At 30.8% G+C, this 19,975-nt stretch carries 23 protein-coding genes, 5 tRNA genes, 1 other RNA gene and 2 other annotated features; of the genes, 26 read left to right on the forward strand and 3 right to left on the reverse strand.

All coding sequences use genetic code 11. The features are described from left to right. A partial coding sequence (locus tag ACFHWD_RS19335) for a zinc ribbon domain-containing protein (protein ID WP_378062879.1) occupies positions 1-235 on the forward strand: 235 nt, incomplete at its 5' end. A 319-nt stretch (positions 236-554) separates the two neighbouring features. Beyond that, positions 555-630, forward strand: a tRNA-Ala gene (locus ACFHWD_RS19340). 264 nt (positions 631-894) lie between these two features. Here the strand turns inward: ACFHWD_RS19340 and ACFHWD_RS19345 are convergent. Further along, the gene (locus ACFHWD_RS19345) at positions 895-1,788 is read right to left on the reverse strand and encodes a phosphatidylserine decarboxylase (RefSeq protein WP_179978603.1); all 894 of its coding nucleotides are present in this window, start codon (positions 1,786-1,788) and stop codon (positions 895-897) included. 198 nt (positions 1,789-1,986) lie between these two features. Between ACFHWD_RS19345 and ACFHWD_RS19350 the strand changes: the two genes are divergently transcribed. After that, positions 1,987-2,571, forward strand: a complete 585-nt coding sequence (locus ACFHWD_RS19350; RefSeq protein ID WP_150358950.1) for a TetR/AcrR family transcriptional regulator — start codon at positions 1,987-1,989, stop codon at positions 2,569-2,571. An 8-nt stretch (positions 2,572-2,579) separates the two neighbouring features. Here ACFHWD_RS19350 and ACFHWD_RS19355 read toward each other — a convergent pair whose 3' ends face one another. Both ACFHWD_RS19355 and ACFHWD_RS19360 read right to left on the reverse strand, forming a co-directional pair. Next, positions 2,580-4,145 (reverse strand): AarF/ABC1/UbiB kinase family protein, encoded by a 1,566-nt coding sequence (locus ACFHWD_RS19355; RefSeq protein WP_150358951.1) that lies wholly within the window; start codon positions 4,143-4,145, stop codon positions 2,580-2,582. A 63-nt stretch (positions 4,146-4,208) separates the two neighbouring features. Next, complete coding sequence (locus tag ACFHWD_RS19360; RefSeq protein ID WP_150358952.1) at positions 4,209-4,517, reverse strand: phasin family protein; 309 nt, start codon at positions 4,515-4,517, stop codon at positions 4,209-4,211. A gap of 185 nt (positions 4,518-4,702) precedes the next feature. Between ACFHWD_RS19360 and ACFHWD_RS19365 the strand changes: the two genes are divergently transcribed. From ACFHWD_RS19365 to ACFHWD_RS19475, 23 genes are all read left to right on the forward strand, one after another. Then, positions 4,703-4,779 (forward strand) — tRNA-Arg (locus tag ACFHWD_RS19365). A gap of 184 nt (positions 4,780-4,963) precedes the next feature. Further along, positions 4,964-5,398 carry a nucleoside deaminase gene (locus tag ACFHWD_RS19370; protein WP_150358789.1) on the forward strand — a complete coding sequence of 145 codons (435 nt, stop codon included), beginning with the start codon at positions 4,964-4,966 and terminating at the stop codon, positions 5,396-5,398. Positions 5,399-5,416: 18 nt separating this feature from the next. Further along, positions 5,417-5,506: transfer RNA gene (locus ACFHWD_RS19375), tRNA-Ser, on the forward strand. Positions 5,507-5,634: 128 nt separating this feature from the next. Beyond that, positions 5,635-5,711: transfer RNA gene (locus ACFHWD_RS19380), tRNA-Val, on the forward strand. Between the two features lie 162 nt (positions 5,712-5,873). Continuing rightward, complete coding sequence (locus tag ACFHWD_RS19385; protein ID WP_150358790.1) at positions 5,874-6,071, forward strand: hypothetical protein; 198 nt, start codon at positions 5,874-5,876, stop codon at positions 6,069-6,071. A 217-nt stretch (positions 6,072-6,288) separates the two neighbouring features. Further along, a tRNA-Ser gene (locus tag ACFHWD_RS19390) sits at positions 6,289-6,378 on the forward strand. An 11-nt stretch (positions 6,379-6,389) separates the two neighbouring features. After that, an RNA gene (ffs, locus tag ACFHWD_RS19395) (signal recognition particle sRNA large type) lies at positions 6,390-6,655 on the forward strand. Between the two features lie 96 nt (positions 6,656-6,751). After that, positions 6,752-8,410, forward strand: a complete 1,659-nt coding sequence (gene dnaX, locus ACFHWD_RS19400; RefSeq protein ID WP_150358791.1) for a DNA polymerase III subunit gamma/tau — start codon at positions 6,752-6,754, stop codon at positions 8,408-8,410. Positions 8,411-8,551: 141 nt separating this feature from the next. Continuing rightward, positions 8,552-8,896 carry a YbaB/EbfC family nucleoid-associated protein gene (locus ACFHWD_RS19405; protein ID WP_179978604.1) on the forward strand — a complete coding sequence of 115 codons (345 nt, stop codon included), beginning with the start codon at positions 8,552-8,554 and terminating at the stop codon, positions 8,894-8,896. Positions 8,897-8,945: 49 nt separating this feature from the next. After that, the gene (gene recR, locus ACFHWD_RS19410) at positions 8,946-9,542 is read left to right on the forward strand and encodes a recombination mediator RecR (protein ID WP_150358793.1); all 597 of its coding nucleotides are present in this window, start codon (positions 8,946-8,948) and stop codon (positions 9,540-9,542) included. 90 nt (positions 9,543-9,632) lie between these two features. Then, complete coding sequence (locus ACFHWD_RS19415) at positions 9,633-9,920, forward strand: DUF2508 family protein (RefSeq protein WP_150358794.1); 288 nt, start codon at positions 9,633-9,635, stop codon at positions 9,918-9,920. 119 nt (positions 9,921-10,039) lie between these two features. Further along, positions 10,040-10,300 carry a pro-sigmaK processing inhibitor BofA family protein gene (locus ACFHWD_RS19420; protein WP_150358795.1) on the forward strand — a complete coding sequence of 87 codons (261 nt, stop codon included), beginning with the start codon at positions 10,040-10,042 and terminating at the stop codon, positions 10,298-10,300. A gap of 153 nt (positions 10,301-10,453) precedes the next feature. Then, positions 10,454-11,146, forward strand: coding sequence for a DNA/RNA nuclease SfsA (sfsA, locus tag ACFHWD_RS19425; protein WP_179978605.1), 693 nt, complete (start codon positions 10,454-10,456; stop codon positions 11,144-11,146). 272 nt (positions 11,147-11,418) lie between these two features. Then, positions 11,419-11,970, forward strand: coding sequence for an NAD(+) diphosphatase (locus ACFHWD_RS19430; RefSeq protein WP_150358691.1), 552 nt, complete (start codon positions 11,419-11,421; stop codon positions 11,968-11,970). 57 nt (positions 11,971-12,027) lie between these two features. Continuing rightward, positions 12,028-12,711, forward strand: coding sequence for a hydrolase (locus ACFHWD_RS19435; RefSeq protein ID WP_150358692.1), 684 nt, complete (start codon positions 12,028-12,030; stop codon positions 12,709-12,711). An 89-nt stretch (positions 12,712-12,800) separates the two neighbouring features. Further along, on the forward strand, positions 12,801-13,583 hold the full coding sequence (locus tag ACFHWD_RS19440) for an EFR1 family ferrodoxin (RefSeq protein WP_150358693.1): 783 nt from the start codon (positions 12,801-12,803) through the stop codon (positions 13,581-13,583). A gap of 120 nt (positions 13,584-13,703) precedes the next feature. Continuing rightward, positions 13,704-13,889 (forward strand): hypothetical protein, encoded by a 186-nt coding sequence (locus tag ACFHWD_RS19445; RefSeq protein WP_150358694.1) that lies wholly within the window; start codon positions 13,704-13,706, stop codon positions 13,887-13,889. 23 nt (positions 13,890-13,912) lie between these two features. After that, complete coding sequence (locus ACFHWD_RS19450; RefSeq protein WP_150358695.1) at positions 13,913-14,101, forward strand: hypothetical protein; 189 nt, start codon at positions 13,913-13,915, stop codon at positions 14,099-14,101. A gap of 181 nt (positions 14,102-14,282) precedes the next feature. Next, positions 14,283-14,485 (forward strand) — a binding site (T-box leader). Positions 14,486-14,569: 84 nt separating this feature from the next. Further along, positions 14,570-14,767, forward strand: a binding site (T-box leader). Positions 14,768-14,866: 99 nt separating this feature from the next. Then, positions 14,867-15,937 (forward strand): alanine--glyoxylate aminotransferase family protein, encoded by a 1,071-nt coding sequence (locus ACFHWD_RS19455; protein ID WP_150358696.1) that lies wholly within the window; start codon positions 14,867-14,869, stop codon positions 15,935-15,937. A gap of 15 nt (positions 15,938-15,952) precedes the next feature. Next, complete coding sequence (locus tag ACFHWD_RS19460; RefSeq protein WP_150358697.1) at positions 15,953-16,882, forward strand: D-2-hydroxyacid dehydrogenase; 930 nt, start codon at positions 15,953-15,955, stop codon at positions 16,880-16,882. 12 nt (positions 16,883-16,894) lie between these two features. Beyond that, positions 16,895-18,142 (forward strand): DUF1015 domain-containing protein, encoded by a 1,248-nt coding sequence (locus tag ACFHWD_RS19465; RefSeq protein ID WP_179978606.1) that lies wholly within the window; start codon positions 16,895-16,897, stop codon positions 18,140-18,142. 169 nt (positions 18,143-18,311) lie between these two features. Then, complete coding sequence (locus ACFHWD_RS19470; protein WP_179978607.1) at positions 18,312-19,253, forward strand: GNAT family N-acetyltransferase; 942 nt, start codon at positions 18,312-18,314, stop codon at positions 19,251-19,253. 132 nt (positions 19,254-19,385) lie between these two features. Beyond that, complete coding sequence (locus tag ACFHWD_RS19475; RefSeq protein WP_179978608.1) at positions 19,386-19,637, forward strand: cell wall-binding repeat-containing protein; 252 nt, start codon at positions 19,386-19,388, stop codon at positions 19,635-19,637. Positions 19,638-19,975 lie beyond the last annotated feature (338 nt).

A 19,975-nucleotide genomic window follows, 5' to 3' on the forward strand; every position in this document is an offset into this window, starting at 1 on the left:
CGAAGCAAGCTGGAGTGAATTCAGAAGAATGCTGGAATACAAGGCCGAGTGGTACGGCAGAAAAATAATAGTGGCACCCAGTAATTATGCAAGTAGTCAATTGTGTTCAGTTTGTGGATATAAGAATAGAGAAGTAAAAAATCTTGCACTCAGGGAATGGACTTGTCCTAAATGCAGCACACACCATGACAGGGATATAAACGCCAGTAAAAATCTGCTGAAATTAGCCATATAATTTTGGTAATACACTGAGGTTGGTTCGACCTTTAGAGCTTAGGTAAACTTGTTCCATTAGGAATATTGACTAAGAAGCCATCCACTTCTATAAGTGGTGGTAGTTCACNTTAGGTAAACTTGTTCCATTAGGAATATTGACTAAGAAGCCATCCACTTCTATAAGTGGTGGTAGTTCACTGAGAGATTAAGGTAAATTGTTGCATCTATGAAAAAACAGCTATATAATATGAAGGGTGCTTGTTTTACAAGAAATATTTTAGGAGTATAGCTCAATTGGGAGAGCATGCGATTCATATCACAAAATTGAATAGGTACATGGGCCTGTAGCTCAGTTGGGAGAGCGTTCGGTTCGCATCCGAGAGGTCGAGAGTTCGAATCTCTTCAGGTCCACCATGTACGGGAAAATCTGAAAAGAGATTTTTCCGTATTTTTTATGTATAAAATCAACAGTAAAACGGTAAAGTAAAATGTAAGAATATAAATATAAACAGGTGAATGTAGTGATTGAAAATTTAGGTTCATCAGATATACTGTCGAAAATATTAAATATACTGTCAGTAATTCTTCCTATTTTAATAGTGTTGATATTAATTATTATAGATAAAAATAACAACTAGAGCTTTGTTAAAGAGCTGCAATAAGAAATGAAGAAAAAATTTAATTTTCATACTGAATTCCAATTTTTTCTCCCATTAATACCCTTGTTTCATAACCTTTTTTTGTCTGCTCAATTATGTCTTTATCAACTGTAATTTTATTTTTTTCAAAAAATAAAATTACAGTTGATCCACCAAACTTGAAGTACCCCTTTTCAGCACCTTTAGAAATATCTTTTTTGGGGCAATAAGTTTGTATTATTGAACCCACGCAAGTAGCGCCTATCTCCACATAAATTACATCACCAAAATTATTAGAATGAAAAATACTCCATTCCCTTTTGTTTTTACAAAACACATTAGAAATATTTTCTAAAGATATTGGATTTACGGAATAATAGTCTCCTTTAATTTTTTTATAAGATTCGCATTTTCCCCAGTCTATAAAGTGAAATCTGTGGTAGTCTGTTGGGCATAGCCTGAATATTAAACAGGTGCCATTGTTGAATTTTACAGGTGTTTTGTTATTGTTTATTAGATCACATAGGCTGTATGTAAATCCTTTAATTTGGACAATTTTGTTTAAATTTATATGCTCATATGCTGTCAATCTTCCATCAACAGGTGATATTAAAATTTTTTTATTCATATTAATTGGCCTAGCATTTTTTTTGAGAGACCTTGAAAAAAAATCATTGAAACAATTAAAATCATTGTAATCTATGGCACATTCAGACATATCTATATTAAAATCATCTATAAAGGACCTGATTTTCCTTTTACTGTATTTGGTGCTGCAAAATAAGCCATATAATTTAGAAAATATCTTCTTTTTAACTATGATTTCAAGAAATTTCATTCCCAGGGGGGAAGAATAGATCCACTTTAAATAAGCATCTCCTGCCACTTTTTCTATATTATAATTTTTCGTCCTTCTGTTAAAATATCTAATCATTTTCTACCTTCCAGTTAACATTTTAAATAGTTGAATTTGTTTATTATTTATTTTAACATTATAATAATTATATGAAAATGGCTTTTAAATCCTTTTATTAAAAACTATTGAGTTATTTTAATAACAGAGTATAATGAAAATGGATATAATTATACTGACCAGTCAATAATTATGCGATAAAAATCTGGAGTGGTATTTATGAATAATACGAAAAGAACGATTTCTGAATCTGCTATAAAAGTTTTTTCTAAAAACGGGTATAATGGTGCAACAATGGATGCTATAGCAGCTGATGCAGGTGTGGCAAAGGGAACATTATACTATCATTTTAAAAGCAAGGAAGAGATATTTAAATATATAGTTCAAGAAGGGATGAATGTACTAAAGGGAAAAATAGAAAGTGATTCTAAAGATGTAAGTGACTCTTTGGAAAAGATAAGAATTCTCTGTAGAGTTCAGTGGGGATTGATTTATGAGAGCAGAGATTTTATAAAAGTAATAATGAGTCAGATTTGGGGACAGGAAGCAAGGCAATTAGAATTGAGGGAATGTATAAAATCTTACATAGTTTATATACAAAATTATTTAAAAGAAGCTGTGGATGATGGCAGCATAAAAAAATGTAATTTATCTTTTTTATCGTACACCTTATTTGGAACAGTCTGTTCTGTTGCTGTTTATGAGTTAATGAATGAAGATAAAAAAGATCTGGATGATATGATAGAAAGTCTTATGAATTATATTTTAAATGGAATAAAGGTAGAAAAGGAGAATAAGATTTAATCTCCTTTTTAAAATCTTCCGGATTTAATTATGGAGATTATCAATATAATTCCGATCAATATAAAAAATATAAAATTTACAATACCTATTAATGGGATATTGTAGATTTTAGGACCTATATTAAAATTTAAAATCAGAGATGAACTTACAATTATGGAGCATGTTATTAGGGAAAGTGATAGCCTGTTTACCATTTTATTTAACTGGTTTATGGAATCATCAATTTTACTAAATTTTAATTCAATTTTAGTTCTTCCATTTAATATACAATCCATTAATTCTATTGTTTTTATTGGAAACTTTGAAAAATTCTTTGTAAAATTATAGGAATTTATAAGGATATTTTCTGGATTTATATCATCAAAATAATAAAATTTATTGTTGCTTTTAACAAAGGGTATTGCTATGTCTAGAATATCAATTTCAGGTGATATTTCTGTTACTAGACCTTCTACCATAATTAAACTCTTCACCAGTAATATTAAATTTTTGGGTAAAGTAATACTATTATTTTTTGCACATTTAAAAATTTCTGTTAATAATACTGAAATCTTTATATTTTTAAGAGAAGTAGACAGATAGTTTATTAAAAACAATTCTACATCTTCATACAATTTATTTCTATCTATAAGGTCTTTTTTTACACCTATTGATATAATAACAGATACAAGTTTGTCTGTATCTTTATGTACTATGGACATAATAGCCTCATTTAAAAGAAGTCTAAGTCGGGGCGAAATGGTACCTACTATTCCAAAATCCAAAAAACATATTTTTTTATTGAGTACCATTAAATTTCCAGGATGGGGATCAGCATGAAAAAAGCCATCGGTAAATACCTGCTTAAAAAAAGATAAAGCTAATTTTTTACCTAAATCCTGTAAATCATATTTTTCTTTTTTTAGTTTTTCTATGTTATTTATTTTAAATCCATAAATTTTTTCCATAGTCAATACTTTAATTCCCGATAATTCGTTTACTACATAAGGCACATAGCAAAAATTTACATTTTCGTTTAGTTTTTTGAATTTTGACATATTACTAGCTTCCAGATTAAAGTTTAGTTCCTGTTTAGTTGAAAAAAGTAATTCATCCAAAGCTTCTTCAGGATCAATTAAGGATTCTTTAAATTTAACTTTAGTAATTTTTATAATTTTATACAGTATATATATATCTGTTTCCATCTTCTCTTTTATATTAGGTCTTTGTATTTTTACGATAACGTTTTTCCCATTTTTTAAAGTTGCATTGTATACTTGGGCAATAGATCCCGATGCCAGGGGGATCTTTTCAAAATGTTGAAAACAATCTTCTATGTTTTTATTAAATTCTTCAAAAAATACTTTATTTATATTTTCATAACTTTCAGGAAGTACATCATCTTGGAGCTTTGAGAGTTCTTCAATGTATTGAGAAGGCATTATATCAGGTCTTGAACTTAATATTTGACCTATCTTTATAAAAGTAGGTCCAAGTTCTTCGAAAGCTTTTCTGAGATTTTGAGGTGACTTTTCTTTATTGTGATTTTTAGTACATACTAAAAATTTAAAACCGTATTTAGCTAATACCTTCATTATTTCTTTAAATCTTTTCGAATATAAAGTTTTCATGACATATATTTTGTTCTGACTAAAGCTTTAAGCTTTAGTCATTTCTTTTATTTTATTTTCAAGTGCAATTAATCTCTCATTTATTGATGATATATCTTCTTTAGACGCAAGATTCATATCCTTTAGTATTGATAGCAAATCATTCTTGTTTATAGGTTTTATATCTTCTTTTTTAGCTATAACTGTTTTTTTTAATTCTTCAGATAGTTGTTTCCCCTCATCTACTGTTATTTTCCCCTTTTCAACCATTTCCTCAATTAATTTTACTGCTTTCTCATAAGTATATGCAGCTGAACCTATGCCTGCCAAAAATAAATTTTTTAATTCATTGATCATATTTAATCCTCCTATATAAATTTATAAATAAATTACCTAACAATCCATATGATTAGAAATTGGTAGGATTGTAGATAATATAAAGTTTTTTATAATGCTGATTTATGCTTTATTTAATAAAAGTTCATAAAAAAATTGACAATTTTCATAAATTATAATAGAATATGAAGGTAGCAAATGTATATGCGCTCGTAGCTCAGTAGGATAGAGCAGCGGTTTCCTAAACCGCGTGCCGGAGGTTCGACTCCTCTCGGGCGCACCATAGAGTTTCGTAAGTGCAATATTTAAGGGATATTTATCTTAGAAAAATTTTATCTATTTAGAGATAGTATATCCTTTATTCTATATTTATATTTTATTTATCAATATTCATTTATATGTTTATTTAAAAGAATAAAAATTTAAGTAGAAGTCAATTAATATATTGTTTTTGAGGTATCTATATAATGGATTTTATGGCTGAAGCTTTAAAACAGGCTAAAATAGCTTTAGAGTTAGGTGAAGTTCCTGTAGGTGCTGTTATAATAAAAAATCATAAAATTATATCAGAAGCATGTAATTTAAGAGAAACTTTAAAAGATCCTACTGCCCATGCAGAAATTATTGCTATAAGGGATGCTTCCAAAGTACTTGAAGATTGGAGATTAGAAGACTGCAGTATGTATGTTACTTTAGAACCGTGTGCTATGTGTGCGGGGGCTATATTACAATGCAGAATTAGTAGGCTGTATATAGGTACTTTTGATCCGGATGCAGGAGCTTGTGGTTCTGTAGTCAATATATTGCAAAATGAATTTTTGAATCATTGGACTGATATTCATTGGACTTATAGGAAAGAATGTAGTGACATATTAAAACGATTTTTTAAAAATAGAAGATAGATATTAAATAATAAGTGTGGAAGCGTATCGAAGTGGTCATAACGGGCCTGACTCGAAATCAGGTAGTCCTTACTGGGCTCGTGGGTTCGAATCCCACCGCTTCCGCCATATAGACTATCACTTATTGATGAACCAAGAAGGGTTACCAACAGATGGTTTTTTTTGGAAGCTACAAATTGCCAATATTGAATTTTTCCTTTTTGTTTGGTATAATAGGATCGTTAAAATTGATATATGGAGGTATAGCTCAGCTGGTTAGAGTGTACGGTTCACATCCGTAAGGTCGAGGGTTCGAGCCCCCCTGTCTCCACCATAATGAACAAGCCTGTTTTTAGCATAGTTAAAGGTAGGCTTGTTTGTTGTATTTTGCAGGTTCTTTAATATAAAATAAACTATTGTCAAAACAATGTATAAAATGATATTATAATAACGTTGGAATAAAATAAGCTTTAAATTAAACTAAAAGGAGAAAAACATGATAAATAATTCAGGAAATCCAACTATGTATATTGGTGGTAAACCTAAAGGAAATTATACTGATATATCAACAAAGTACATAGATAAAGCTTTTGAGAACAGCCATTTGAATAATAGCATCAAAGATAAGCAAAGAAATTTTACATATGAACGTAAAAAGGACAAGCATCTTCTTATCTATGAGATAGAAAGATAAGTTTAATTGAATTGAGATTACTATATTAGTAAATTAAAAGGATAATTTATCATTGATATAGATTGTAAAATAGGATTGGAAGTAGATATCAAATTGAACTTCTGATAAAAGTGTTGCTTTGTTCAAAAATATATGTTAGAATACATAAGTGGAAAAAGCAGCAGTTAGTGATATTTTGCTGAAAACTTAATAAAATTTATTTCATGAGTAAACCTATGGAGAGATGTCCGAGAGGTTGAAGGAGCACGCCTGGAAAGCGTGTGTAGGGGAAACTCTACCGGGGGTTCGAATCCCCCTCTTTCCGCCATTTTAACTTTGTCGTGCTAGATGGGGAGTTAGCGGTGCCCTGTAGCCTGCAATCCGCTGCAGCAGGATTGAATTCCTAGCTTAGTCTGTAAAATGTAAGGCCTGGCTCATAAAAGTGGCGTTGAGAACTTGATCCCACGCAACGGAAACTCATGAACCCCGTCAGATCCGGAAGGAAGCAGCGGTAAGTGAACATTTTCGTGTGCCGTGGATAAATCTGGTTTGAGTTAACTATATGGGTAACGCTTATAGTTTATCAGGCGAAGCTAGGTGCACGACTTTAATACTTTAAACTGAATTAAAAAGATACCATATGGTATCTTTTTTGTCATGTATTTAAATAAAGGTTATAATATATATAAGAAGGTGATAACATGGCTTATACCGCATTGTATAGGGAATGGAGGCCTAAAACTTTTTCTGATGTAGTAGGCCAGAACCATATAACAATTACGCTTAAGAATCAAATATTGAATCATAGGGTGGCACATGCATATTTATTTTCAGGAACAAGAGGTACAGGGAAAACTTCAATGGCTAAGATATTAGCTAAAGCAGTAAATTGTTTAGATTTAAAAGATGGAGAACCTTGTAATCAGTGTGAAATGTGTAAAAAGATAAATGAGGGAATTTCTATGGATGTAATAGAAATGGATGCAGCTTCAAAACGTCGATTGGAAGATATAAAAGATGTAATTGAAAATGTAAAATATCCTCCTCAGGAGGGAAAATACAAGGTCTATATTATGGATGAAGTACATATGCTCACCCAGGAAGCGGTGAATGCATTTTTAAAAACTCTGGAGGAGCCTCCATTGAATGTAATATTTATACTTGCAACTACTGATCCCCAGAAGCTTCCTGTTACCATACTTTCGAGATGTCAAGAGTTTGATTTTAGAAGGATAAAGAGCTCAGATGTATTTAATAGACTTAGATGCATAGTGGATAAACAGGGGATTTTTGCAGATGATAGAAGTTTGAATTTGATATCTAGAATGTGTGATGGAGCCATGAGGGATGCCCTCAGTATATTGGATCAAGCAATATCCATGGGTGACGGAAAAGTTGAGTACAGCAGTGTAGTGGATATGCTGGGTTTGGTTACAAATGAGAATTTATTTAAACTTACAAATAGTATAATAGAAAAAGATGTAGAGTCGTCTATGAGGATAATTGATGACATAGTTTTAAGCGGGAAGGATATAGCTAATTTTATTAAGGATATGATAATTCATATGAGAGATCTTTTGATGGTAAAGGTTTCTAATAGTCCTGAGGACGTACTTGATATGTCAGAGGAGAATATAAATCTTTTAAAGGGGCAGGCACAGAAAATACGCGTGGAAGAAATAATGAGGAATATAAGAATACTTCAAGATGCCCAGGAACAGTCTAAGTGGGTTAAACAGAGCAGGATTTATCTAGAACTTGCAGTAATAAAAATGTGTAAAATAGAATATGATACATCTAAGGAAGTGATCCTTGCCAGATTGAACAGGCTGGAGCAGGCATTTAAGCAGGGTGAGATTAAGGTATCCTGTGAAAGGATAATTCCTGAAGCAGTATCTCACAAAGAAAATGTAGTAGAGAAAAACCTTAATAGCGTGAAAAAAGATACTTCCTGCAAATCAAGGCAAAATTTATCTAAGGATTTAAAACCTATAGAAGAAGAAAATATGTATTCAAAGCTTACTTTGGATATGGTGAAAAAAAGCTGGAAAGACATACTTGAATCCCTTAAAGGCAAACATCAGATGGTGTTATTTGCGGCACTCACTACAGGAAAGCCGATAAAATGTGAAAGAGGAATAATAACTGTAGAATATGGGAAAGATTATTCTTTTCACAAACAGAGATTGGAAAAGGATGAAAATCAGAAAATAGTGAATGGAGTTTTTTCGGATGTATTGAAGGAAAGAGTTACTGTTAAGTACACTATAGAAGATCAAATTGATTCTGAATTTAAATCTAAGGAACAATTGTTAAAAGATACTTTTGGAGAAGATATGGTTGAAATACTCGATGAATAATATAGTAGCTGTTTTAAGTATCATCTTGTCAAGTAAAGGCATTAGCCAGTAAGTATTCGGATAAAACTATAGATGGAATTCCATAGAAATATGATATAATTAAATATGTGTTAGTTAATTTAATTGAGGAGGATATATATTATGGCAAAAGGTGGATTCCCTAACTTTGGCGGTGGGGGAAATATGAATAATTTAATGAAACAAGCTCAAAAGTTTCAAAAACAAATGCAGGATATGCAATCAGAGCTTGAAAATAAGGAATTTAGTGCTACTGTTGGTGGTGGGGCAGTAACTGTAATAGTAAATGGCAAAAAACAGATAGTAAGCATAGAAATTAAGCCGGAAGTAGTTGATCCAGAAGATGTGGAAATGCTTCAAGATCTGGTTTTAACTGCATGTAATGAAGCATTGAAAAATGCAGAAGATGAAACTGCTTCTGAAATGAAAAAATTAACTGGTGGTCTTAATATTCCAGGAATGTTTTAAGATTACGAGCCCCGTCTGCAGATGGGGCTTTAAATTGAGGTGATGTTTTATGGATTTTTATCCTGCTTCTATTGAAAAGCTAATAGAAGAATTTGCTAAGTTACCGGGAATAGGTTACAAGACAGCACAGAGACTTACAATTCATGTGTTGAATCTACCAGAAGATGAGGTAAGGGAATTTGCCCAGGCTTTAATCAAGGCCAGGGGAACTATAAGGTATTGTTCTGTTTGTGGAAACTTTACAGAGTCAGATCCCTGTCCAATATGTTCGAATCCCAATAGAGATAAAAGCACAATTTGTGTAGTTGAAGAACCTAAAGATATAATGGTTATGGAAAGAATAAAAGAATATAATGGAGTCTATCATGTACTTCATGGTAATATATCTCCCATGGCTGGAAGAGGACCTGAGGATATAAAACTTAAAGAACTTATAAGAAGAATAAATGGAGATGTAAGAGAAGTTATAGTTGCTACTAATCCAAATGTAGAGGGAGAAGCTACAGCTATGTATATATCTAAAATATTAAAGCAGCTTGGTGTAAAAGTAACCAGGATAGCTCACGGTATTCCCGTAGGTGGAAATTTGGAATATGCAGATGAAGTTACCTTGTCGAAGGCATTGGAGGGTAGAGTAGAAATATAGCTTCATTCAGCTAATCAACGCTTATGTATATTACTTCTAATTTGTGTCAATTATTAAGATAATATATGAGATTAGGAGGATATACATTTTATGAATAAATATAATATAGTTAAATACCTGTTTGCTAAAAATTCTAAGTATATGACAAATCAGAAAGAATTATTGAATGATATAGAGAAGGCCAGACAGGAATTGGAGAGATGCAGAATATATTTTGATTCTGTGAAGGATCCCTATTTAGTAGATTATGCTATATATATGGAGGAGGCAGCAAAGTCAAAGTACATGTATCTTTTAAATAAAGTTAAGAAAAATGGATTTAAGGCAGATTATAAAAATATATTTCCAATCTTGAATGAAAATAAAAAATCGTCTTAAAAGGATAAATCAAGCATTAGAGCTTATTCTTTGCATTAATATTTTTTTATTGTTAGAATATAAATTAAATAGTATCGATGTATAATAATAGAACGTAAGTTTATGGGGGGAATAAGCGTATGATGTTTCAATATATAGGATATTTTTTAATTGCTATAGTGGGGTTATATATATTGGTGAAGGTATTTTCATGGCCCTTAAAAATATTATTCAAGCTTATTGCAAATGCTGTGCTTGGCGTGATTCTTTTAATTATAGTAAATTTAATAGGAAAATATTTTGGATTTAGCATAGGTATCAATGCTGTCACTTCGCTTATTGCAGGGTTTTTTGGAATACCCGGAGTGATATTTCTTATAATATTTAAATTATTTCTTTAAAAATTCATTTTTGGGAGTACTGATTTTTATAGATTTTCTGGGAAATAGTTTATAAATTCATAAAAATGTAACAATAGTAATTTGTATTTTTAGGCTGATAATCTGTTATTATTAAAAAGAAGTTATAAATTTGGTCTTGCTGGAGATGGTGTATTGATATTTGATAAAAATATAGTAAAAGCTGAATTTATCAACAGACCTAACAGATTTGAAGCTTATGTATATATAAACAATTTTCAGGTAAAAGTTCATGTCCCCAATACAGGAAGGTGTAGAGAAATACTTATACCTGGTACTACTGTGCTTTTAAGAGAGGAAAATAGTCCTACAAGGAAAACAAAATATGATTTAATAGCAGGTTACAAAGGAGAAAGACTCATAAATATAGATTCACAAATTCCGAATAAAGTTGTATATGAGGCTTTAAAATTGAAAAAAATAAGTTATTTTAAAAAATACGTTAAGATAGAAAAAGAAAAAATATTTGAAAATAGCAGATTTGATTTTGAATTATGGGATAAAAGCAATAGACAGTGTTATCTTGAGGTAAAAGGAGTTACTTTTGAAAAGAACGGAGTGACTATGTTTCCGGATGCTCCTACAGAAAGAGGAAGAAAACATTTACTAGAATTAGTTAAAGCAAAAAAGGCGGGTTTAGATGCGGCAGTTTTATTCTTAATTCAGATGTCTAATGTAAAATACTTTACACCTTATGATAAAATGGATAAAGAATTTGGGGAAAATCTTAGATACGCAAAACAAAATAATGTAGAAATTTTTGCTTATGATTGTGATGTGGGTGAGCATTTTATAACTTTGAGAGATGAAGTTAAAGTAAAATTATAATATCATCTTTAAGTTTAAGCAAAACTATCCTAAGAGGTCTTTTTCACTTGAATTTATACATAAAAAGATCTAATCCAGACGCATAACAGTGCCTATCTGCCACTTTAGGAAGTTACAAGTATTAGCAATGGTAGCGTTTGGATAAAAAATTTAGTAAATATTTTATTATATATTTATAAGCTTTATAATATAGATAGATGGTATATTTATTAACGGTGTAAATTTGTTTGATAAAATTAAGGGGGTGTGGCTGCTTTATTAGCAGTGTATATATGAAATTTAAATATTGTCCTATATGTGGGAAAAAATTAGAAGAAAAGTATAGCTGGGATGAAGGTGGGGTACCATATTGTTCTAAAGATGATATAATGTATTTTGATACCCCTAGGCCCTGTGTGATAGTTGCAGTAGTAAATAAAGATCAAATATTATTATTAAAACAAAGTTATATATATAAAAACTCTAAGGTACTTTTGTCAGGGTATGTGGCAAATGGTGAAACTGTAGAAGAAACTGTACATAGAGAAGTGTTTGAAGAGTCGGGTCTGAAAGTAAAAGATTTAAAATATTTAGGAAGTGAGTATGTCAATAATAATGGTAAAGAAATAATAATGCTCACATTCATGGCAAATTATGATGGAGGAGATATAAAAAAATCTTCTGAAGTAGAATGGGTGGATTGGAGTCATATAGAGGATGCCCTTTGTGAAATGAGTGAGGATGAAATTGGCAAGAGGATAGTTAAGAAAGTATTAAAGGAAATAAATTATACTGGTAAAAAAGCTTATAGATGTGACAATGATAGCTGTAGTAGAAATACTTAAATGTGGATAAGCTCAAAAGCACAGTAACATCTAGTTTTTTAGATAAGGAGGAAAAAAATGGCTAAGTATATACCAGAAATAAAGGGAATTACCCCAAGGCATATGATTAGAGTACCTGAGATTATTAGAGAAGCAAGTGGAATAAGAATATTTGGTAAAAGAATAAAATCTCTACTGTTCACTACAGATGTAGCAATTATAAAAAATACAAATGCAGATGCCATTATTGCAGTATATCCATTTACGCCACAGCCTCTTATAACACAAGCAATTCTTTTGTCCGCTGACATACCAGTATTTTGTGGAGTTGGTGGGAAGATGACAACAGAGAGAAGAGTTATAAATTTAGCCTTAGATGCAGAATTTAAGGGCGCTATGGGAATCGTGTTAAATAGTACTATTCCAAATGAAGTTATACGGCAGATAAGAGATACTATTGATATACCTATAATAGTAACTATAGTATCTGAATATGAAGATATAAGAGATAGAGTGGAATCAGGGGCTACTATAATAAATGTTTCCGGATCTGGTGAGACTATTAATATAGTAAAGAAGGTTAGAAAGGAGTATTCTACTTTTCCTATAATAGCTACAGGAGGTCCTACAGAATCTAGTATAAAAGATACCATAATGGCAGGAGCTAATGCAATAGCGTTTACCCCACCTACATCAGCTGAAATTTTAAGTAAAATCATGTTTGAAAATAGAAAAAAGTATGCTGAGGAAGAGAAGAACTAAATGTTCAGTTGAAAAATTGGATTATAATTTAGAGAGGAGTAATTATTTTCACTTTTCATATATTTTGGGAAAATGAAAATAGGATTATCATGAAGGGTGCTTTATGTTATTTTAGTGGTACAGGAAATACTAAGTGGGTAGCAGATAGATTTAAAGAAAATTTTGCATTTTACAATGTAAATATAGATTTAGTTAATATACAATTTTTAGAAGTTAGCAAATTGAAGAGATATGATTTCTTAATTATAGGTTCGCCAGTTTATGCTAAATTTCCACCTAAAATTGTAAATGATTTTTTAAATAGACTTGATGATTTAAATAAAGAAACAAAAATAATAGTTTATTCTACACAAGCTGCATCTTTATCCTCAGCCCCGTATTTTATGGCAAAGTGTTTGAAAAAAAAAGGATACATTCCATTGATGCAAATTAGCATAAGGATGCCTAATAATTTCTATTTTATAAAGGGGAAAAAACCTGATAGGGATTTAATTGAAGAATTGTTGTTAAAAGCAAATGAAAAAGTAAAAAATGTAGTAGAAAATTTTATAAAAGGAGAACCCATTATAGAAAGTGTTTCATTTATTAGATTTGAATTTAATAAAGCGATTTATATTACTTTTAAAAATAAGATTCCAAAATTGTCCAAAAATATATCTTCTACAAGAGAATGCGGTAAATGTGGATTGTGTCTTAGAAATTGCCCTCAAGGCAATATAACGTTTGAAAGGGGACATGCAATTTTTCATAGTAAATGTATTTTATGTTTAAGATGTATATACATATGTCCAATAAATGCGGTGAGGTATAAAGGAAAAAAGATAGATCAAACTCAAAGAGACATAATAAAAACACTTGATTTGAACAGATAAAATCTAAAATTTTATATTGTATTAAATGCTTCCAATAATTTTTAATTTTGGAGGCTTTTTTGAATTGAATTTTTAATTTTGGAGATACTAAAGATACAATATTTTTCAGGAGTGAGTTTTATGATTTCAATTCAGGATAAAATGCTCGTTGCGGAAAACTGTAAAGAATATAAATCTAAAAATTATATAGTTGGGTTACAGGCCAGCTATGTTTCCAATAGTTGTAGTAATTGTGTGAATTTTATAAATGAGCAATGCAGCAAAAAATTATTTGATGAAATTGATGGAATATTAAATATGAATTAAATTTAGTAGGAGGAATGATATTTATGGCAAATGATCAGGAAATGAGACACGTTGGCAGCGCATGTCCGGGATATGAACCGGATGATTTTGGATTTCAGTCCAGTACTGGAGAAGCTTATTATAAAAGCTGTACTAATTGTAGAAATTTACGAAATGGAAAATGTGTAAAAAATCTTTACGATAGTGTTTTGGCAAGTTTGGATCAATCATAAATAAGGTTGATTATATACTACTAACCATCATATATTATAATATTATATTTATTCTGATATATGCATATTAATTTGCTGTATGCACGATAAAATAAATAATATAAATATTTTAAAAAAGTATTGACATATACAAAGTTAAATCATATAATAATTAACAAATCATAAATAAATTAATTTTGAATAACGTCTTATGAAGAGAAAAGTAGCACAAGTTAGGTAAAAGAGAATCAGTGGATGGTGTAAACTGATACCAATACTTTTGTGAATCCACCTTGGAGGATTATTATGATGAATAATACGGGAAACCGTTAAGTTAAATGAGAGGATTATATTTATATTTTATATAGTCAATAAGGGTGGCAACGCGAACCAATCGTCCCTATGTGGATTTGATTGGTTCTTTTATTTTATAATAATTTTTGTACAAAATAATAATTTTAATGCTATAGCTTTGATGCAAAATTTAATATTTATTTGATGAAGAGAAAAGTAGCATAAGTTAGGTAAAAGAGAGTCAGTGGATGGTGTAAACTGATACCAATGCTTTTGTGAATCCACCTTGGAGAATTATTATGATGAATAATACGGAAAACCGTTAAATTAAATGAGAGAATTATACATTTGTATGATTAATGAGGGTGGCAACGCGAGTCAATCGTCCCTAAGGGGATCAGGTTGACTTTTTATTTTTATTGTTACTTTAATAATGTATAACAGTGAATTGATGAATTATTCGGTCGGCATAAATTAATTGGAGGTAAAAATATGCATAAAAAATTATTTATTCCAGGTCCAGTAGAAGTTAGAAAAGATGTTCTAGAGAAAATGGCAACGCCAATGATAGGCCATAGAAGTAAAGAAGCATCTGAGCTTCAAAGAGACATTAGTGATAAAATGAGGAAGGTATTTAATACAAAAGAAGAAATTTTGCTTTCAACTTCATCGGGAACAGGGCTTTTAGAAGGAGCTATAAGGTGTAGTACAGCAAAAAGAGCGGCAATCTTTTCCATAGGTGCATTTGGAAATAGGTGGTATCAGATTGCAGAATGCAATAATGTACCGGCAGATTTATTTGAGGAGGATTGGGGAAAAGCTGTAGATATAGACAAGATTGACAAAGCTCTGGCTACGGGTAAATATGATTCTCTTTGTATAACTCATAATGAAACTTCTACAGGAGTTATGAATCCAGTAGAAGATATAGCAGAAGTAGTGAAAAAGTATCCAGAGATTGTATGGTGCTTAGATACAGTTAGCTCTATGGCGGGTACTAAGATAGAAGTGGATAAGCTAGGTGTGGATATATGCCTGACATCTAGTCAAAAAGCTTTAGGACTTCCTCCAGGAATGGCGATATGTTCTTTTTCACAGAAGGCGGTGGAGAGAGCTAAAAAGGTAAAGTTTAGAGGTTACTATTTAGATTTGCTTTCTCTTTATAATTATATCCATAAGAAAGACTACCAGTATCCTTCAACACCATCTATTTCACATATGTTTGCCATGAATTATCAACTGGATAGAATATTAGAGGAAGGACTTGAAAATAGATATAAGAGACATATAGAGATGGCCGAGTATGTGAGAAATTGGGCAAGAGAATATTTTGAGTTATTTGCAGATGAAAGATATCTTTCCAATACTCTTACTAATATAAAAAATACCAGAAATATAAGTGTAGCACAATTAAATAGGGATTTAGGTGAAAGGGGATTTCAGATATCCAATGGTTATGGGAAATTAAAGGAGAAGGCTTTTAGAATAGCTCATATGGCTGATTTTAACCTTTCTGATATAAAAGAGCTTATAGATACTGTTAATTATATATTGAAATTATAATAGGGGGGTTTAAAATTGATAAAAATATTGGTAAATGATGGAATGGAAGAAGGAGCTCTCAATAAGCTTATAGCAAATGGATATGATGTTTTAGATAGACATTTTGGAGAAGAAGAATTAAAGCAAAGAATAAGAGAATTTGACATAATGATAGTTAGATCGGCCACTAAAATCAGGAAACCGCTTATAGATGCGGCTAAAAATGGAAAGCTGAAACTCATAATAAGAGGGGGAGTTGGGGTAGATAATATAGATGTGGATTATGCAGCTGAAAATGGAATAATGGTTAAAAATACACCTGATGCCAGCACTATTTCAGTAGCGGAGTTAACGTTGGCTCATTTGTTGGCAATTTCTAGATATGTGAATATTTCTAATGTGACTATGAGAAAAGGAAAATGGGAGAAAAAGAAATATAAGGGAGTGGAATTGTACGGCAAGACATTAGGCCTTGTGGGTTTTGGGAGAATTGCAAAAGAAGTGGCAAAACGAGCTTATGCTATGGGAATGGATGTAATATATTATGATAAACTTGGCATGGCAAAAGGATATAACAATTATAAATTTTTTGAATTAGAAGAATTATTAAGGAAGGCGGACTATATATCAATTCATATTCCTTTTGATAAATCCCAGAGTGCGGTAATAGGTAGAAAAGAGATTGAGATGATGAAGGATGGAGTTTATATAGTAAATTGTGCAAGGGGTGGTGTAATAGACGAAAAAGCTTTGGTTGATGGATTAAATACTGGAAAAGTGTCAGCTGTAGGGATGGATGTATTTGAAAATGAACCTGAACCTTGTAGAGAACTTGTAAATAATCAAAGAGTATCAGTTACACCTCATATAGGTGGCTCAACTTTTGAAGCTCAAAAAAGAATAGGTGAAGAAATAGTAACTATAATTGAAAAGTATTGTTTGAATAGAAATTTAGTCAATGCGTAGAGGAGGTATAGAATGGCAATTTTAAGAGCTTTTAAGGCAATACGGCCAAGGAGGGATTTAGCTGACAAGGTAGCACAACTACCCTATGATGTAATGAGCAGTGAAGAAGCGAAAGAAATGGCTAAAGATAATATCTATTCTTTTCTCCATGTGGATAAAGCTGAAATAGATTTGGATGAAAATGTAGATCTATATGATAGAAAAGTTTATGAAAAGGCAAATGAAAATTTAAATAAAATGATAGACAATAATATATTAATACAGGACAAGAAAAACAACCTTTATATATATAGATTGACCATGGATGGTAAAAGTCAAACAGGTATAGTAGGATGCACTTCTATAGATGATTATTTAAATAATAGGATAAAAAAGCATGAATATACTAGAAAAGACAAAGAACAGGATCGAATAAATCATGTAGATATCTGTGATGCCAATACAGGACCAATTTTTTTAACCTATAAGTATGATGATAAAATTAATGATATAGTGAATATATGGATGAAAAAAGAGGTGGTTTACGATTTTACTGCTGATGACGGAGTGAGACATGAGGTGTGGGTAATAGATGATGATAAAACAATAAAAAGCATCTGTAATTTATTTAAGAATGTAAACAGCTTATATATAGCAGATGGACACCATAGGGCAGCTTCTGCAGTAAAAGTAGGTATTAAAAGGAGAAGAGAAAATCCAAATTATTCTGGAGATGAGGAGTTCAATTTTTTTCTATCAGTACTTTTTCCACATTCGGATTTAAGGATTATAGATTATAATAGAGTTGTTAGAGATTTGAATGGTCTTTCTACTGAAGAATATTTATTTAAGGTTTCTAAAAAATTTGATGTAGAAGTGTATGAGGGAAAAGAGGCATATAGACCGTTTCGTAAGGGTACCTATGGTATGTACTTAGGCGGAAGATGGTATAAACTTGCTGTAAAAGAAGGGACATATAATTCAGATGATCCCGTTGATAAGTTGGATGTATCTATTCTTCAAGATAATCTATTGGCTCCTATTTTAGGAATAGATGATCCACGTACGAATGATAGAATCAGTTTTGTAGGCGGAATAAGGGGACTTGGAGAATTAGAGAAAATGGTAAGACAAAATGACATGGGAGTTGCTTTTTCCATGTATCCTACTACATTAGAAGAATTGATGAATATCGCAGATGCTGGGAAGGTAATGCCTCCTAAATCCACTTGGTTTGAGCCAAAATTGAGAAGTGGACTGTTTATTCATAAATTGAAATAGTAGCTTTATTTTGATAGAATTCTCGTAAAACTTACGGGGATTTTATCATGTTATAAAAGATATCTTATGTAAAATTTTATGGTATAATATATTTAAAATTATACTTTAATTTAGATTTGCCAATAATCAGGTAATTGTAGGATCATAATGTACAATTGGGAGCGATGAAATGCTGAAAGAACAATTTATATCCATTGATTTAGTCAAAGGTAGTGACAGTGAATATATAATAAGAGATAATTTGGGTATTACTATAGGAAGAATATTTATAATTGAACTTTCTAAAATAAATAAATATAGTATGATTAGGATAAAATTTTATAAATGGGGAGAGAGCAGTTATAAATTGCTTAAAAATACTCTGGAAAATTTTATACAAATTCTTCTTCACAAAATTAAGCTGGGTAAAATAAATATAATAGCACATGAGGATATAAATATATCAGCATTTACTGATTTAGGCTTTGAACTTGAGGGTATAATATCGAGAAGCATAAAAGCTGATTCTGGATATAAAAATGAAATATTATTTGGACTGGATCTCGATAAAACTAAAAGTATGCATATAAATAGAGGATTACATATAAGAGGAAATAATATAATGTTATCCATATTAACACCGGAAAATGCAGTGGATGCATTAAATTATTATGTAAAAAATCAAGTTTATCTAAGTGAATTTGAACCAGAACGAGAGAAAAGCTTTTATACATTGGAAGTGCAAAAGAGAAATTTAATTGAAAGCTATAAGCAATTTCTATGTGGCAAAAACGCTAATTTTGGCATATTCAAAAATAAGAGGTTTATAGGCAAGATACAGATATCAAATATAATAATAGGAGTATTGAAAAGTGCATTTATAGGATATTCTATAGATGAAGATGAACAAGGCAAAGGATACATGAAAGAAGCGTTGAAGTTAGTTTTGGATTATGCTTTTGATGAATTAGAGTTACATAGAGTTGAGGCATCTACTTTGGTAGATAATATAAAATCCCAAAGAGTATTAAAGAGTTGTGGATTTAAGGAGCTTGGATTAAATAAAAAATATTTATTTGTAAATGGGAAATGGAAGGATCATATAACTTTTTATAAAATTAATTCTGTCTAATTGAAATTATATGGAATCCGTACAAACGTAAATTTAGAATTTGTATAGGATCTTGAAAATATTATAAGAGCCATTATAAAAGATCTGCGTATTCAATAAGTCTTGACTTTAGAGTGATTTTATTCTAATAATATGTATGCAGATGATCTGGTAGCTTCGGCAATAGCAGGAAAATATTCAGCACCACTGATATTAGTAGATGGTGATGATTCTGCTGTCATATCCAGCTCAATAGAATATATCAAGAATAATACTACTTTAAGAGTTTATTTTTACTTTGTGCCCCTTAATGATGACGAAAATTTAGAAATTAAAGAACCTAAAATAGATGAATTTAAGCGTAATGGATTTACTGTTGTTGAATGGGGCGGTATTTGCCCTTAATTGTAAATCAAAATAAAATATATTTTAAAAATAGGCGTATAATTAACTTAGAAGATTTTAATACAAAAAGTAAAGTTATATATGAACATGACCGGGAGTATCTATATGTGAAAAAGTAAGGAGGCAGGCATAAAGGGAGAGAAATAAAGAAATAAGCTTGAAATACGTAGGATATAATAAACTGCAAAGCAATAGACTGTGCTACAATAAAACACGTTGTCTGAAATTGCAGCAGAAAGCAGGGTATATCAACTTATAAATAAAAATTTAAAAAAGTTGTTGACAAGGGTAAATACAGATGATATACTATAAAAGCTGTCTTAAAGAAGAGCAGGCAG

Source organism: Clostridium sp. MT-14 (assembly GCF_042436595.1).
Taxonomy (GTDB): Bacteria; Bacillota; Clostridia; order Clostridiales; family Clostridiaceae; genus Clostridium_B; species Clostridium_B aromativorans.